Annotated in this window: 9 protein-coding genes and 1 pseudogene; 6 read left to right on the top strand and 4 right to left on the bottom strand. The window is 36.6% G+C overall.

Going from position 1 to position 17528, the window contains the following annotated elements:
* Window positions 1-63: 63 nt before the first annotated feature.
* Window positions 64-996: an N-acetyl-gamma-glutamyl-phosphate reductase gene (gene argC, locus FNZ60_RS06925; protein WP_142416896.1), complete on the top strand. Its 933-nt coding sequence runs from the start codon at window positions 64-66 to the stop codon at window positions 994-996.
* A gap of 20 nt (window positions 997-1016) precedes the next feature.
* Here the strand turns inward: argC and FNZ60_RS06920 are convergent, their stop codons facing one another.
* From FNZ60_RS06920 to hfq, 4 genes are all read right to left on the bottom strand, one after another.
* The gene (locus tag FNZ60_RS06920; protein WP_142416895.1) at window positions 1017-2108 is read right to left on the bottom strand and encodes a COX15/CtaA family protein; all 1092 of its coding nucleotides are present in this window, start codon (window positions 2106-2108) and stop codon (window positions 1017-1019) included.
* A gap of 130 nt (window positions 2109-2238) precedes the next feature.
* Complete coding sequence (locus tag FNZ60_RS06915; protein WP_185913502.1) at window positions 2239-4053, bottom strand: hypothetical protein; 1815 nt, start codon at window positions 4051-4053, stop codon at window positions 2239-2241.
* A 144-nt stretch (window positions 4054-4197) separates the two neighbouring features.
* Entirely contained in the window at window positions 4198-5541 is a 1344-nt protein-coding gene (hflX, locus tag FNZ60_RS06910; RefSeq protein ID WP_142416894.1) for a GTPase HflX, read from the bottom strand.
* A gap of 55 nt (window positions 5542-5596) precedes the next feature.
* Window positions 5597-5836 carry an RNA chaperone Hfq gene (hfq, locus tag FNZ60_RS06905; protein ID WP_011179303.1) on the bottom strand — a complete coding sequence of 80 codons (240 nt, stop codon included), beginning with the start codon at window positions 5834-5836 and terminating at the stop codon, window positions 5597-5599.
* 666 nt (window positions 5837-6502) lie between these two features.
* Here hfq and FNZ60_RS06900 point away from each other — a divergent pair.
* The 5 genes and pseudogenes from FNZ60_RS06900 to FNZ60_RS06880 all read left to right on the top strand — a co-directional run bounded on the left by FNZ60_RS06900 (window position 6503) and on the right by FNZ60_RS06880 (window position 17483).
* Window positions 6503-11063: pseudogene (locus FNZ60_RS06900) on the top strand (coiled-coil domain-containing protein).
* A 1153-nt stretch (window positions 11064-12216) separates the two neighbouring features.
* Window positions 12217-14535, top strand: a complete 2319-nt coding sequence (locus FNZ60_RS06895; protein ID WP_142416893.1) for an NADP-dependent malic enzyme — start codon at window positions 12217-12219, stop codon at window positions 14533-14535.
* 188 nt (window positions 14536-14723) lie between these two features.
* On the top strand, window positions 14724-15008 hold the full coding sequence (locus tag FNZ60_RS06890) for an acyl carrier protein (protein WP_005773457.1): 285 nt from the start codon (window positions 14724-14726) through the stop codon (window positions 15006-15008).
* A gap of 10 nt (window positions 15009-15018) precedes the next feature.
* Window positions 15019-16194 carry a beta-ketoacyl-ACP synthase gene (locus FNZ60_RS06885; RefSeq protein WP_142416892.1) on the top strand — a complete coding sequence of 392 codons (1176 nt, stop codon included), beginning with the start codon at window positions 15019-15021 and terminating at the stop codon, window positions 16192-16194.
* A 14-nt stretch (window positions 16195-16208) separates the two neighbouring features.
* A complete protein-coding gene (locus tag FNZ60_RS06880) occupies window positions 16209-17483 on the top strand; it encodes a beta-ketoacyl-ACP synthase (RefSeq protein WP_142416891.1) in 1275 nt (424 codons plus the stop codon).
* Window positions 17484-17528: the final 45 nt, after the last annotated feature.

Below are 17528 nucleotides of genomic sequence, written 5' to 3'. Positions count from 1 at the left end.
ATGAAAAGCTGAATATCATTGAGATAAGTTAATCTAAGAGAAATTTTATCAAGGCAAGTAAGAATGGCAATCAAAGTTTTTATTGATGGTGAACATGGTACAACCGGGCTACAAATACAAAAACGCTTAGAGGGGCGTACAGATTTAGAGTTACTCTCTCTTGCTCATAAGGATCGGCATAATATTCATTTACGACAAAACTATCTTAATCAAAGTGATATTGCCATTTTGTGTCTTCCAGATGATACAGCACGCGAAACAGTTCATTGGCTTAAAAAGAATAAAAACATTAGGATTATTGATAGCTCAACAGCTCACCGTATTACACCAAACTGGGTCTACGGTTTTCCTGAAATGACAGCAGGCCAAAAAAAACGCATTCAAGCAGCCCATTACGTATCTAATCCTGGATGTTATCCCACCGGCGCTATTAGCTTGATTCGCCCCCTTCGCGAAGCAGGATTGCTAGACGCCGATTATCCCATCTCGATTCATGCAATTTCTGGCTACACCGGTGGTGGAAAGCAATTGATTACACAAATGGAAAATCAATCTCAAGAAAATACTCAGGAAAATTATTTTATCTATGGACTCAATCTTGAACACAAACATGTACCAGAAATTAAACTCCATGGACAAATCAACCGCACACCACTTTTTATACCTAGTGTTGGTCGTTTTCCTCAGGGAATGATTGTCAATCTTCCACTGCACCGCCATTTATTCACAAAATCAGCAAACAGTTCTGATCTGCGCGAAATTCTTACAAACCATTACAATGGACAAAATATCATTTCCGTTGCATCACAAGAAGAAACCACTTCTCTTCAAAGACTAAATCCAGAATGTTTCACCAACAAAGATGGTATGAAACTGTTCGTATTTGGCAATGATCGCGAAGGTATTTTTAATCTTAGCGCCCTCTTTGATAATTTAGGAAAAGGAGCCTCCGCTGCTGCTATCCAAAACCTCGATTTAATGCTTTTAGGCCACTAAACGCCATTTGGATACACGTTTTATTCAACAACGCGATATGCCCCTTTTGTTGCTCGCCAGTGTGCAACCACAAAACATAACACAGCTAATGCCATACTTTGATGAATGAGTCCCAAACTCATTGGAACCTCATGTAACAGCGTCAAGATTCCCAAAAGCGCTTGGATAATAATCATCAAGCAAATAAGAAATGCTCGACGCGAGTGGGTTGAATGCGGAATATTTTTTTGCACATAGAAAGCATGAAAAACCGAGACAATAAATAAAAAATAAGCAAAAAACCGATGAATAAATTGAACCGTTAAGGGATTTTCAAAGAAATTAAGCCAAACAGGGCGATGTTGCAATAATCCATCAGGAATTATCTGACCATCCATAAGGGGCCATGTATTATAGACTTTTCCAGCATGAAGCCCTGCAACCAAAGCCCCCAAATAAATCTCTATCAAGACGAGAATAACAAGCCAAGCTGCAAAATATTGAACCTTTTGATTGGCTGGTTTTTCTGAATATTCTGCAAGTCCTCTAGATAAATATGTAACAAAAATAATGACAAAACATGCCGTTATAAGATGAAATGCCAAACGATATTGGCTCACACTTGTTAAATCACTTTGCCCAATCCCTGAAGCGACCATCCACCAACCAATAAAACCTTGAAAGGCGATAAGAATCGGCACCACAATAAGCGGAAGTAAAATATTTTTTTCAATACGCTTCGTCGCCCAAAACCAAAATAATCCCAATAAAGCGACAAGACCAACAAGACGTCCGAGAACACGGTGCGCCCATTCCCACCAAAAAATGACCTTAAAAGCACTTAAGGTCATATCGCGATTAAGAAGTTTATACTGTGCTATTTGTTGATACTTTAAAAATTCCTCTTGCCATTGATCCACACCAATTGGTGGTATGACGCCATGAATTGGTTTCCATTCCGTTATCGATAATCCTGATCCTGTTAAACGGGTTGCACCCCCTACCAAAACAATTGCCAAGCAAAGCAATAAAATAGAATAAAGCCACACCTGAATTTGCTTGCGATTTTTCTTCTGCACAGGTGTTAAAGTGCTCTCGTTGAATCTCTTTACTTCCATCTCTGATTGCCCCACGCTTCTCTCCAAATGCACATGCATTTCAAAGTTTAAATATTAAATCTTTATAGACTAATATGTACTATAACCTTAGAAAAATATAAGCACACCACAATAATATGCAATGTATATTTCTCTTTTTTAAAATTTATGATGTAACAACGCGATAAACAGTCTTTGGAAAACCGTTGACCATCCGCATCATCCAATCCTGTTTATTTAAAACAGTATTACAAATATAATAGTCTGTTAGCTCTGCAAATTGCTCAAGTCCATATTTTGGTTCGCTTGCCATCTCTAAAATGATAAAATCGTACTCTTTTTTAAATTCTTGCAATATATGAGAAATATCATTTGAAAAATCTTTTGCAGAAACAGCGCTTGTTAACCCCTGAGGGAGAATATCAACCCCCGTATCATAATCACGATAAATGACATCATGAAACTGGGCATTGCCCGTTAAAATATCAGTCAGTCCCCGATGTGGACCAATGACTTTCTCTATTTGTTGACCAGAAATATCGACCAACAAAATTGTTTTGTTCTCTTTTGTAAGGTGAAGTGAAAGCTTGGCTGCTGTTCGTGCTGCCTCTGGTCCAATGATTGAAATAACGGTTGAAGCACACCATTTCAAGACATCAGATAATCCATCTATCGTAATACAAGCTTCAAGGTTTTTGGGTTCTTGAGAGACTAAAATATCCTCATTCTTCCTTAAAGCATTTTCTTTTGATCTCAAATTCTCTTCTGAGTGTTGATCTTTTCTGCTTCTAAAAAACGGATAAAACAACCCTATTCCAAGCAAAAGAGTAATGAAACTCGCCAATGCACTCACAAGAATATTTTTTCCATAAAGAGACATAAAAGAAACGGGTGCTAACTTTGTTGGCATCACCACATCGATCTTTGCATTTTGCAAGAAAAGAGAAACATCATTCGAACTAATAACTTGCTCTTTCTCTTGAGTAGACTTACGCATTGCTTGATTTTGTGCATCGATTTCTGCTTTTATTTTATTTTCAAACGCATAAAATATTTCATTTAAAGATTGGGATTGATCTTTTACAAAAGAACTCACTCTTTTTTTGAGCTGTTGTTCCAATTCCGTTGTAATAAGCTTATCTGAATGAATTTGATAAACGATCTGTAAAATTTTATTTTTTAATTGGTGAGAAACCGCCTCTAATTCCGCAGTCATTGCCTTAATTTGAGGATGTGTCCACCCCAATTGCTCAGCCATATGCGCTCTTTGTGTTTCCAAGAGGTCACGTTTAGATTCCAAAGCAACAATTGCTGAATTTTCTGCAATAAACGATAAAGACAGTAAAGACTGCCCCTTTTCACGCATCATATTAATTGTTGAATTCAAACTTGTTAAATGAATACGCTTTAACGTTGCTTGCGTTAATTGTATCGAAAGATCGTGAAGCTCTGTTTGTTTTACACTATGCTGAATAAACGAATCGATCGATGCACGAAACCCCTGCATGATATTAACGATTGCAGTATTATCATATTGTCTGTCTTCGAATTTTTTATTTAACAAAAACTGTTTCTGTTTTATAATTGCTTGCAAAAATGCAGAGAACCAAGTTTCCACCCCCTGTTGAGCTTCTTCAAGTGTTGCAGCTTCAAAAGTAAGATCGATAAGATCACCATGACGCAATAAACGGACATTTTCTTGATTTTTTTTCCTATAAAGCCCCCTTAAAGAAAAATACGAATCATCTAAGAATAAAGGCTGTGAAAACAAAAAAGCAATGATATCATCTTGTTTTTCTATTGGTAATGGCTTTCCTAGAGAATCAGATAATGAGAATGTTAAAGTTGCTTGATAGCCACGGGGTTGAATAAAATAATACCAAAAAATCAAAGAGATACACAGCATTAATAACAGCAAAACAATCACAATGTTTCGCCATACTGTGTATATAAACAGTCTTTTATTACATTTAAGACTCATCTTTATTTTAACCAGCAAAATACTTCTTCATATTGTTTTATTAAGAAAAAGTAGTAACTATCCTCTTAACTTGCTGTAATATTATTTAAAAATAAGAAAAACATAAAATTTGAGCAAAAATATTCAAAAATAGCTTTTAAAAAACTAATTCATATTTTTTTTGATGTTCTCTAGTTGTTTTTTTGCTTCAGAAGTAAGAACAGCTCTAATGGTAATAGAGCCATCATCATGTCCTTCCTGCATTATTTCCGCAGAATTTTCATAAAACCAATCAATAAGCGACATTTCATGAGGTTTTAAAAGATATTCAATGCTTTGCACCTCTCCAAAAATTCGTTTTTCAATGGCTCTTAAGAGCTGATTGAGTCCTTCTCCCTTAAGGGCTGATACCATGAGAGCAGAATTTAACCGTGTCTTTGCACTGGTTTGTAAAACATTCAATGCTTTTTCATCCAACATATCAATCTTATTCCAAACTTCTATGATATGCTCTGTATCATCAATATCGATATCAAGACTTGAAAGCACTTCTAAGACATCTTCAGCATGGGCGCGATGATCAAGATCTGACATATCTCTTATATGAAGAATGAGATCTGCTTCAACCACTTCTTCAAGGGTTGCTCTAAACGCTGCAATCAAATTTGTTGGCAAGTTAGAGATAAACCCCACAGTATCAGATAAAAGAATCGTTTTTCCATGGGGAAGAATAACTTTGCGCAAAGTCGGATCAAGTGTTGCAAATAGCATATTTTTGGCGACAACATCAGCACCGCTTAAACGGTTAAAAAGCGTTGATTTCCCTGTATTTGTATACCCTACCAAAGCAACAACAGGATAAGATGTTTTTTTTCTTTTTGCTCTATGAAGTGCACGCGTTTTAATAACCGTTTCTAATTCACGGCGAATACGAATAATTTTTTCTTGCAAAAGACGCCTGTCTGCTTCAATTTGTTTCTCACCAGGTCCACCTAAGAAGCCACGCCCTCCGCGTTGCCTTTCCAAGTGCGTCCAACTCCGAACAAGCCGCCCTTTTTGATAGGACAAATGCGCCAGTTCTACTTGCAAAACCCCTTCCTTTGTTCGTGCACGATCACCAAAAATTTCAAGAATCAAAGCCGTTCTATCGATAACTTTACAATTCCATAATTTTTCTAAATTACGTTGCTGTACTGGTGTTAAAAAGTGATCTATAATGGCAAGCTCAATAGAATATTCCTTGATATAATCGGCAAGCGCATTTGCTTTACCTTTTCCAAAGAGAGTCGCAGGACGAGGCGTTACAATATGAATCGTTTCATAATGAGCAACTTCTAATCTTATCGCACGTGCTAACCCTAATGCCTCTTGAACACGAGAAGATAGAGAACATCCTCTCAAAGAATTTTCTCTTCTATTCTCTTGGAAAATTGGTATCACGACAAGTGCGCGTACCTGCTTTATAATTTGCGAAAATACCCCTTCTAATCTCTCATTTTCATTTCTCATAGCAATCTTAAGTACTTTAAAATGGGATTAAGAGGTTTATCATAAAATAACGTGCTTACTCAGAACTTTCTCCTTCAAACATCTGTACAGGCTGTCCAGGCATAATCGTAGAAATAGCATGCTTATAAACCAATTGCGCATGTCCATCGCGACGCAAAAGAACACAAAAATTATCAAATGAAGTTACAATACCTGTGAGTTTAACGCCATTAACAAGAAAAATTGTAAGGGAAATTTTTTGCTTACGCACCGTATTTAAAAACACATCTTGCAGGTGTTGTGATCGCTCTGCCATTATTATTACACCTTCATCTCGATTGCATAAAATATTCGTGCATGCATATCGACTGAAAAATATCCAATTGTCAACGTAGAAGCTTCAAATTTTAGCAACAAACAACTGAAATTAGAGAAAAAAGGCTCCTCAAAGCAATAAATAATAGAGTACAGCTTTAAAAAATCTACCATTAAATTTAAAATTTTTCCACGTTTATTTTATTTATTAAACTTACAATTAAAAGATAGATTTTGATACACCCCAAAGCATATATAGGATAATGAATCCCTTTCATTTAGAATCAATAAAAGTAAGCGGACAATAATGTATATTATCGGGCATCGATATTTAAGAGAAGCATTCGCACCGCACTATTTTTTTAAGATTAATATAACTGCCATCAAATTGTCCGTATCTTTAAAGATAAGAGGTTGATAAAGTTTTTGATAAGAACAAGTTGTAAACAATATTTTTGTTTTTGTGAGCATAAAATAATGGATTGTTTTTATTATATTTTATACCCCTTTCAACAGAGGTTGAAGATACCGCGTTAACTTTATTTTGATAAGTTCTTAATTTTTTTCCCTCAGCATATTCCTTTCTAAATAATTAACAGCTAGTATGCAGAAATTATATGGGAGAGGACGTATCCCTTTTTTCCGTCTGTAAGAGTACGAGGCGAGTATGGCACGCAGAACCAAATTGCAAACATTTGAAGTTGAAGTTGAAGAAGCCCTCACAAAAGCGATGAACTTTGATTTCGATGACACAGCACTTGAAACGATATCATCCAATAATTCTGAAAATATTGTTAATGTTGATGATTTGATTCAAAAAATTGCAATGGCAGAAGAAGAATTTTTTGCTGAAAATGGTTCTTCAACTTTTGTCTCTAATATTCATGATGACGCTGTTATTGATAAATCCGTTGTTGAACAGCTTTTTGCTCCAAAACCTTCACCTGATATTTCAGGGGGAACTGTTCACAATACGTTGTTGTCGACAAAACTTCTTCCTGCAAATGATGATATAACAACTCCTGTAAATTTTGGACTTTTAAAGCAACGCTCTTCCTCTCGAATTTACTGGTATACAACAGCACTGAGTGCTTTATGGGCAGCAGGGGGAGCTTTTATTGCCCATAAGCTTGCCCCTACTGCATTCAGCTCTTTATCCAATATGAGCTCTTTTGTGACATCCCCAACAGGACTCGCTGTAGCAGCCGGAACAGCAATTCCTATCTTTATATCTTGGGGCGTTGCTCAATTAACAAAACGTTCAAACGAATTGCATAATATTGCTCTTCTTATGACAAATGCTGCACAACGCCTTAGTGAACCACAACATCTTTCTGAAAAACAAGCTATTGCTATAGGGCAAACCATTCGTGAAGAAGTAGCAGCAATGAACGAAGGCATTGAACGTACCCTCGGACGTGCTGTTGAACTTGAAGCAATCATACAAGGTGAAGTTCATAACTTAGAACAAGCCTATGCTGAGAATGAATCACGTATTCATACGCTCATCAAAGAATTGAGTAATGAACGCATAGCCATTTTGAATCACGCCGATCGCGTACAATCAACAATTAAAGGAACCCAAGAACAGCTGAGCGATGAATTTGGCTTGGTTACTTCTAAAATTGTAACCAATGTTGAAAAGCTTGCGCAGACTCTTTCGCAAACATTGCAAAAACAAGGCGAAGACCTTGTTGAAAAACTTTCCTATACTGGTGGTGGTGTAACAAATCAGCTTGTGGAAAAGTTTAACGAAACAACAACACAAATTCAGCAGAAAAACATAGAATTTTTTCATAAGTTAGGAAAAAATTTTGATGGTTTTGCAAAACGATTTGATCATAATGAAAAACAAATAGAAAAAACCTTTAATGAAACAGCAGAAAAAGCGGAAGTGCATGCTGCTAAAATTGCAACACATATACAAACCGTAGCCGATCAAACGTTGCACGCTGTCGATGAAAAGTTTAAAGCCTTAGATCAAGCTCTTATTGATCGCAATAATCAATCTCTACAAAGTTTTAATGAGAAAATCTTAAAGCTTGACGATCAAGCAGATAAACTCTCTTCTAAATTTGATACCGTAACCTCACAAGCAATTGGAGCCTTTGAACAACGTTTAGCAACTGTTGATCTTTCTCTTAAAGAACACAGTAACTCTATCATTGATTCCTTCATAGAACGCAGTCAAGCTTTAGAAGATAATGCTGAAAAACTTGGTAACTTCTTGGAAGCTCATGTCTTGAAAATAAATGAAAATCTCCAAGAAAAAACAGCCGATATTACCCATGCGTTTACGAATGGACGTGAAGCTATCCTTTCTGCCATTGATAAAAGTAAAGAAAATCTAAGAGAAGAAATTCAACATGTTGACAATGCTATTGTTGATATCATACAAGAGCGTTCACAAGATTTTAAAGTGCAACTTTCTGATCAACGAGCCCTCATAGCAGATATGCTTGATAATGAGAAGAATAAAATCGCTGATGCATTAAAAAATCAGATTGATGTCTTAGCACAAAATACTTCTCATATTGAAAAAGTTTTGACTAATAATGTTCAAGTCGTTGATAAACAAGCTGAGAATCATATTGCAAATATCATTCAGTGCACGGATAAACTGCAAGAAGTCATTGTACAAAGCTGCAATACAACGCAAGATGCTTTAGAGGCACAAGCGAGAAATATTGATATCCGTGCCGATGCTCTGCGTGATTCTTTAGCAATTAATAGTTTTTCTCTCAATGAGGTTCTTGCCGATCAAGCACGCACACTTGAACAACGGATGGAAACAATCCATAACCTTATCGCAAAAAGTGATATCCGCGTTGATGTTGCATTGAAACAACAAATAGATTTAGTTGAAAGTGCCATTGCTGCCAATAATAAAAACATTACTGAAACAGTTCAAGGTCATATTAAAAACCTTGAGAGCCACGCTGAAATTTTAAAGAATACTCTTTCTCAATCGAGTGGTGTTTTCTTTGAAACCCTTGAAACGCGTATGGAATCATTCGATACAAATTTGGAAGATCGTGCACACAGAATTTTTGAACGAACGATAAAACTAGAGGAAAAATTATCGGAAAAATTTAGCCAAGTCTGTGAAGCTATTGACATGCAAACATCTGTTATTGAGGAACGTTCTGACACCTTAAAAACGTCTCTCATGCTTAATAATGAGCAAAGTCAGATCATTCAACAAGCGCTGGAAAGAAGTGTTGATCATATGCGTGTTAGCTTAGAAGACTCTGTTAATATAGTCACAGATAATCTGCATAATAAAATTATAAAAGCTTCTGATATTCTTTCTTCTACAAGTGAGCAAATTCTTTCATCTGTTACGAATGTGACGACACAAGCAGAAAATATTCTCTCAGAGTCAGGCAATCGAATTGTCTCAAACGTTAAGAAAACAGTTTATGATACCAGTGAAAAAGTTCTATCTGTTCTGTCTGAACAAACAGCACATACGGTCGAAGCTTTTGCAACAGCCAGTCATAATGCACAAGCATTATTGAATGAAACAATTCACACATCAACAACAGCAATAGAGCAAGTCCTTAATGAGCGTTGTGACGTTCTTCATCACTCTATGCAAAGTCTTAAAAATAATTTAGGAGATCAGCTTTCTGATGTAACAAACCGTCTTGAAGACGCAGGAAATCAGACAGCAACACAAATTTCAGAACATGTTGGAAAAATAACAGAGCTAACAAATCACTTAAATCAAGCAGCACAAAGTACAACAGACTCAATAGATTCTTTAACGCAGCACATCGGTGAACAACTCTCTCTCTCCACACAAGATGCTGAACAAAGAATTTATGCCCATAATGAATCTTTAGTAAATAGCTTGAACAAAGCAAACTCTGAAACCCTGCAAACAGTAACGGCTATGAAGGAAGAGCTTGTTCATAATGTCTCATCCATCTTAACGCAGTTGAATCAATCAATTTATAACTTCCATGAAAATGGTAATGTTTTATTATCAGCCGTTCAAAATATTGATGATCAGTTTAATGAAACTACGAATAATTTTTTCCGCAATACAAACCAAGTAGCAGAACGTTTATCAGCCTCAAATCAAGCACTCAATAATAATGTTGAAATTCTGCAAGGGCTCTCAAAAAGTACCTTTGAACAAATTAATCATATAACAAGTAATTTTGGTGAACACGCCAAAACACTTTCCCAAACTATTCATGTTCTTGAACAGTCTGAAAATTCACTGAATGCAACACTTGAAGACAAACATAATACGCTTTCTTTATTAAGTGATGCTCTTGTTTCAAAGTCTCATGAAATTAATCAAATGATTGAGCATTATGAAAAAATCTTTAACTTAGCCCTTGAACGCTCTGATAAGAATGCGCGTAACGTCACAGATTCATTCCAACAGTCCCTTAATAGGCTTATTAGTGAAGCGTCAACACGCTTTTCAGGAGCAGCAGAAGATATACGTCGCTCTGCAGATGAGGTTCGTTTAGAGCTTTCAAAGATTAATAATGATATTCATGAAAATGCTCAAAAACTTCCAGAAAAAACAAAAGAAACAACACAAACAATTCGTACGGCTTTGAATGAACAAATTACAGCATTAAAAGACCTCATTAGTGTTATACAAAATGATCAAAATGGATGCAAGAGAACAGTTAATATCGGCATTTCCTACATCATCAATGCTTAATAAAAGAAGTGAGAATTCTTCTGAGTCCATTAAAAAGATCATTCCCCCTAAACCTATTTTGCAACAAGACCAAAGCAAAAAAAGACCCAATAAATGGGTATCAAATCTCTTAGAAAGAGCTTCACGTGAAGAAACATTTTATGATGAAACTCCAAATGATGCTATTTTAACATCCGTGCAAACAAAGCCACGTCCTGCAAACAGTTCTCTTAACTCATTAGCATCGGGTATCGTGCAAGCTATTAATCATAATGCCATTGTTGAGCTATGGGATCATTATCAACGTGGGCAAAAAAACATTGTAACAGAACGCCTTTATACCTTGAATGGAAAAACAATATTTGAAATGATTAAGAAAAAATATATGAGCGATTTTGAGTTTAAACGTTCAGTAAATCAATATGTCGCGGATTTCGAAAAGCTCTTACGTGATATATCGCGCAATTCTGGTTCATCCAACTCAGTTCGCAAATATCTGATATCAGATACAGGAAAAGTTTATACCATGCTTGCTCATGCTAGTGGTCGAATCCAATAAACAATAAAAGAAGTAAAAAAAGGTACTTTCAAGAAAAGTGGAAAAAATGTTTTTCCACTTTTTCTCTTTCGAGTTCTCTTAATGGCTCATCATAGCGTGATTAGCTATCAACTGAATTTTTGTACTTCAAAGACTGATAATTGGTATGCCTTTCTCTTTGATAGCCTAAGCAATAACCTCAAGAAAGCATAATAACTTATCAAATAGCCTATCATTTTTAAAAATGATAAAGCATACTTTCTTAACTTCCTCATCCTTCTCTCATTGTCTTTATTTTTTCTAGTTTCATAAAGGCACAAAACCGATAACATTATTTTTATTTGCTAACTCTCAAATTTTTTTGTGCTTTTTATTAAAACAGTTCATAAAAAATATCTCTATTTCTTTCTTAAAGTTTTTTTCACATATTACTCTTGCTTGAAATATGTCAGTAAACACTTTTTATTATATAAACGAAATGAATGATTATTGTATGCAAATTTCCCATTCAATATACGAGAGATTTCATGATAAATTATAAAATAACGCATTAGATGGAATATATGAATTCATGTAGAAAATGCGCAATGACAGCTCTTTCAATGACATCTTCGTTTATTAAAATACATAACTTGTCGGTATATAACAAATACAGCTCTACATGATTAATAATTCAATTAAATAATAAACAACACAACTTCCATTTTTGACGTTTCATTTCCCTTATAAAGAGCTGAACAAACAGTTTATAACTTTCAAATTTTTATTTTAAAATTTCTTCTCCCTGCGTATAAAAACTTTAAATAAAATATACATTTTATAAACAGCAGACAAAATGAATAAGAAACACTCTTCTGTTCTTTCTTTATTTTGTAAGCATTGCAAAAAAAATAATGCCTTGGTAATGTAAACAACTATTAAATATTTTATTTATTTGTAGCCTCATCAATTTTGATGCGTTTTATTAAGGATAAAAAAATAAATGTGCTGCTATCAATGAAATGCTTCATGTGCGCACAAACGAAAAGAATCATCAAATTGGTTTTACGATCCAGAAGAGTTTGCTCATGCTCATGCATTTTGGTATTCAGAGAAATGGGGATCTATTATTGGACAAAACCTTATCGTAAATGGAACACTCATATAAACATATATTAACTTGGATATCATAAAAATGTCTAGAGAACGAAATAGTAATTTCAGTTCACCAAAAGCTGAACTTGATAGTGCCGCCCTTTTTTATCACCAGCATCCCAAACCTGGAAAATTGGAAATACAAGCAACAAAACCTCTTGATAATCAACGTGATTTAGCTCTTGCTTATTCCCCAGGTGTTGCAGCACCATGTCTTGCGATTCATGAAGATTCTAATCTTGCTGCACAATATACATCTCGTTCTAATTTAGTCGCAGTTATATCAAATGGAACAGCTGTTCTTGGTTTAGGAAACATTGGCCCACTTGCTTCAAAGCCAGTTATGGAAGGTAAAGCTGTTTTATTCAAAAAATTTGCTAATATTGATGTTTTTGATATCGAAATTGATGCACTCGATATAGAACAAATGGTACAAACGGTATCTGCTTTAGAGCCTACATTTGGTGGTATTAATCTCGAAGATATTAAGGCTCCTGAATGTTTTGAAGTCGAAGAAAAGCTGCGTGCTAAGATGAATATTCCAGTTTTTCATGATGACCAACATGGAACGGCCATTATTGTTTCTGCGGCTGTATTAAATGCCTTAAATCTTTCAGGGAAAAAGATTGAAAATGCAAAAGTAGTTACCTCTGGTGCGGGTGCTGCTGCCCTTGCTTGTCTTAATCTTTTGGTTCGTCTTGGAGCAAAAGTTGGAAATATTTGGCTTAGTGATTTAGAGGGGGTTGTTTATGAAGGCCGCCAAACCCTTATGGATCGTTGGAAAATCAATTATGCACAAAAAACTGACGCACGAACTTTATCCGATATTATTGATGGTGCGGATATTTTTCTAGGCCTCTCGGCGGGTGGTGTTTTAAAGCCTGAATATCTTAAAAAAATGGCTCCAAATCCGCTCATTTTAGCGCTAGCTAATCCCATACCAGAAATTATGCCCGAAGAAGCACATTCTATACGCCCCGATGCAATGATCTGCACAGGGCGCTCTGATTATCCTAATCAAGTTAATAATGTCCTTTGTTTTCCCTATATCTTCCGTGGAGCATTAGATGTGGGTGCGACTGCCATTAATGAAGAAATGAAAATGGCTGCTGTTCACGCGATTGCGGCCCTTGCTCGTGAAGAAACTTCAGATGTTGTCGCACGTGCATACTCAAAAGAACCACCCATTTTTGGACCAGATTATCTGATCCCCTCTCCTTTTGATCCGCGTTTAATACTGCGTATTGCTCCCGCTGTTGCTAAAGCAGCAATGGCAACGGGTGTTGCACTTCGTCCCATTGAAGATATGGAAGCCTACCATGATATCCTCAATCGCTTTGTCTTCCTTTCTGGCTTAACAATGAAACCTGTTTTTGCTGCAGCAAAAACAGCAAAACGTAAACGCGTCATCTATGCAAATGGTGAAGATGAACGTGTTCTTCGTGCTGCGCAAGTTGTTATTGAAGAACAAACAGCAACGCCCCTTCTTATTGGCCGTCCACATGTCATAGAAGCAAGATTAAAACGTTTTGGTTTAAGAATTCGCCCTCATATAGATTTTGAATTGACAAACCCTGAAGATGATCCACGTTTTCATGATTATGTTAATTTATTTTTTCATTATACAGGAAGACGTGGTGTGACTCCTGAAATGGCAAAAACAGTTGTGCGGACATCAACAACGGCTATTGCTGCCCTTGCCGTCATGCGTGAAGAAGCAGATGCAATGATTTGCGGCTTGGAAGGACGTTTTGAACGTCAACTCGAATTGATTGAACAAATTATCGGACTTGATCCTCATGTTCATCGTTTTTCTGCTATGAGTTTGCTAATCTCTCAACAGCGTACTCTTTTTCTCACTGATACTTACGTCAACGAGAATCCTTCTGCAGAAGAACTCGCTGAAATGACTGTATTGGCAGCTCAAGAAGTTGAAGCATTTGGAATAACACCCAAAGCCGCCTTATTATCACACTCAAACTTTGGTTCTAAAAACACAGAAAGTGCACGTAAAATGCGACGTGCAACGGAAATTCTCACCAAGTTACATCCTCATTTAGAAGTTGATGGTGAAATGCATGGTGATGCTGCCCTTTCCAAAGTTTTCCGAGATCGTGTTTTTCCTGATTCTCGTCTTAAAAGTGAAGCAAATTTGCTTGTCTTTCCAACACTTGATGCAGCCAACATTACACTCAATACTGTTAAAAGTCTTACAAATGCACTCCATGTTGGTCCTATCTTAATCGGAGCTGCACGTCCCGCGCATATTCTAACGCCTTCAGTAACTTCACGAGGCGTTGTTAATATGACAGCCCTTGCCGTTCTTGCAGCAAATAGAAAAAATAAACTCGTAAAATAAATGTACAATAAAATTTCAAAGTTTTTTAAATATTGAGGTATAATATTTCACGTACGATGAAGCTTTTTTCTCTCTAGAAAAGACAGCTATATTCTCGATTAAGGCTTTTTTTTAAAGAAAAAAAAGGCTAGAAGAATAGTATTATATGTATTTTGAATTGACTAACTCTATAATAAGGAATCCATACATTGCCTTCCACGTTTGATAAAGTTGCTGATATTATTGCAGAAATCAGTGAAATTGATCGCAATACAATCACCCCTGAAAGTCATACAATTGATGATCTAGGAATCGATAGTCTTGACTTTCTTGATATTGTTTTTGCTATTGATAAAGCTTTCGGAATAAAAGTTCCTCTAGAACAATGGACACAAGAAGTCAATGAAGGGACCGTTGCAACAGAAGAATATTTTGTTCTTAAAAACCTTTGTGCAAAAATTGATGATCTCGTTGCCTTAAAACAGGCGGAGTAATTTTTTTATTATGCATGATCAATCTGTATTTATCACAGGTATAGGCCTTATAAGTTCTCTGGGGGAAGGAACGGATCAACATTGGAAGCTCTTAAATGATCCCGACTGTAAACCAAACCTAGATTGTACAACTTTTTCGCCCTACACAGTGCATAAATTGCCTGACATTGATTGGAGTCTACAAATTCCCAAAAAGAGTGATCAAAGGCAAATGGGAACATGGCAACGTCTTGGTACCTATGCGGCTGGTCTTGCTCTTGATGATGCCGGCATGAAAAACAACGAACAATTCACGTCAACAATGGACATGATCGTAGCTGCAAGTGGAGGAGAACGTGATATTGCTGTTGATACGCAGATTCTTGCTAAAGCACGTACAGTCACCGATCATGCTTCTATGTTGAATGTTGCACTTTCAACCGAACTTCGTCCAACATTATTTTTGGCACAACTTTCAAATCTTTTGGCAGGAAATATTTCAATTGTCCATAAAGTCACTGGATCATCGCGCACCTTTATGGGAGAAGAAGGCAGTGGACTTTCTGCACTTCAAATTGCTGTATCCCGTATTAAATCAGGACAAAGTACTCATGCTCTTGTAGGAAGTTCCTATAATGCACAAAGTTATGATATGTTATTGGCTCATGAGCTTGGGGGACTTTTAACCCATAATGGATGGAGTCCAGTGTGGAATCGTGAAATTCACCCTGGTGGTGGTATTATCACCGGTTCTGGGGGTATCTTTATGGTTCTTGAAAGTGAAGAACATGCAAAAAAACGGAATGCACGTGCTTATGCTGAAATTAGCCAAATTATGACAGACCAAGTAGATAGAACAAAAACGTCGCTCAAGGAATCAATTGCGACAATGTTGAAAACGGTGGGCGCTGAAGGTTCCCTAGCCATTTCGGGGGCCTCGGGTGCTCATGAAGCAACAAAAGCAGAACAAAATGCTCTTGATGATGCTGGTCTGTCTTACCGTGGTATTACAACATTATTTGGTTATATGCGAGAAGCGCAATTTCCTCTAGCACTTGCTCTCGCCGCACTTTCGATTGAAAAAAAACACTGTTTTCCAGTGTTAAGTCCTCATGAAAAAACTTTTTCTAAAGAAGTCCATGAAATATTTGTTACAACGATTGGTATAAAAAGAGCTGAAGGTATTGTACGTCTTACGGCTGTTTGAAGGGAAACTTTATCGTGAAATATCATGATCATTTTGGACGTCCACTTGTTGCCATAACTGGAGCTGGCGTTGTTACAGCACTAGGACAAGGAAAACATGAAAATTGGCAAAAATTAACAAGCGGTGTAAGCGGAATCCACAAAATAACGCGTTTTCCCGTTGAGGGATTAAATACATATATTGCTGGAACTATTGACTTTCTCAAAGAAAGTACGCTTGGTGCTTCGGCTCTTTCTGAAAAGCTTGCATATCTTTCTGCTGAAGAAGCTTTAGAACAAGCTGCTCTTGATAAAACAAACTTTAATGGACCACTTTTTTTAGCTGCACCTCCTGTTGAACTTGAATGGAAAGCTCGTTTTAGTCTTGATCAAGAGGAAAAATTCAATAATGAGCCTTCTTATGCACATCTTCTTAAAATTTGTAAGCATAAACGCCATGAGGCACTTTTTGAAACCACACAATTTGGTGCAATTGCAGAAAAACTGCAAAAAACCTTTGGCACAAAAGGACTTCCTGTTACACTTTCCACGGCTTGTGCATCTGGTGCAACAGCAATTCAATTAGGCGTTGAATCTATTCGACGAGGAGAAACAAATCGCGCTCTTACCATTGCGACAGATGGATCAGTTTCAGCAGAATCTCTCATTCGCTTTTCATTGCTATCTGCTCTTTCCACTCAAAATGAACCAGCCGAAAAAGCAGCAAAACCTTTCAGTCGAGATCGAGATGGATTTGTTATGGCAGAAGGCTCCGGCGCTCTTGTTCTAGAATCTCTTCAAAGTGCATTAAACCGTAATGCTACAATTTTAGGAATTTTAGCAGGCTGTGGAGAAACAGCCGATGATTTTCACCGTACACGTTCAAAACCGGATGCCTCACCAGCCATTGGATCCGTTCACAAAGCCTTAAATGATGCACAAATAACCATCCATGAGATTGACTATATTAATGCCCATGGAACCTCAACACCTGAAAATGAGAAAATGGAATACCTTGCATTATCAACAGTCTTCGGTGACATTCTAGAACATATTCCTGTTTCTTCTAATAAATCAATGATTGGACATACCTTAACGGCTGCAGGTGCCATAGAAGCTGTTTTTTCTCTTTTGACCATTCAATCGGGGATATTGCCCCCTACAATAAATTACGATAATCCGGACCCTGCTATTCCTTTAGACGTTATTCCTCATCATAGCCGTAAAGCCAATGTCAATGCAGTTTTGTCAAACTCATTTGGATTTGGTGGTCAAAATACGAGTCTTGTTATCACTGCCTATAAAGGATAATCTTTTCCATACTAATCAAAGTTAATCATACTGAAGCAATAGCTA

The sequence above is a fragment of the Bartonella massiliensis genome (assembly GCF_902150025.1).
Classification (GTDB): Bacteria; Pseudomonadota; Alphaproteobacteria; order Rhizobiales; family Rhizobiaceae; genus Bartonella; species Bartonella massiliensis.
Note: the sequence above shows the minus strand (reverse complement) of the source record. Positions and strands in the feature narration are given on the sequence as shown.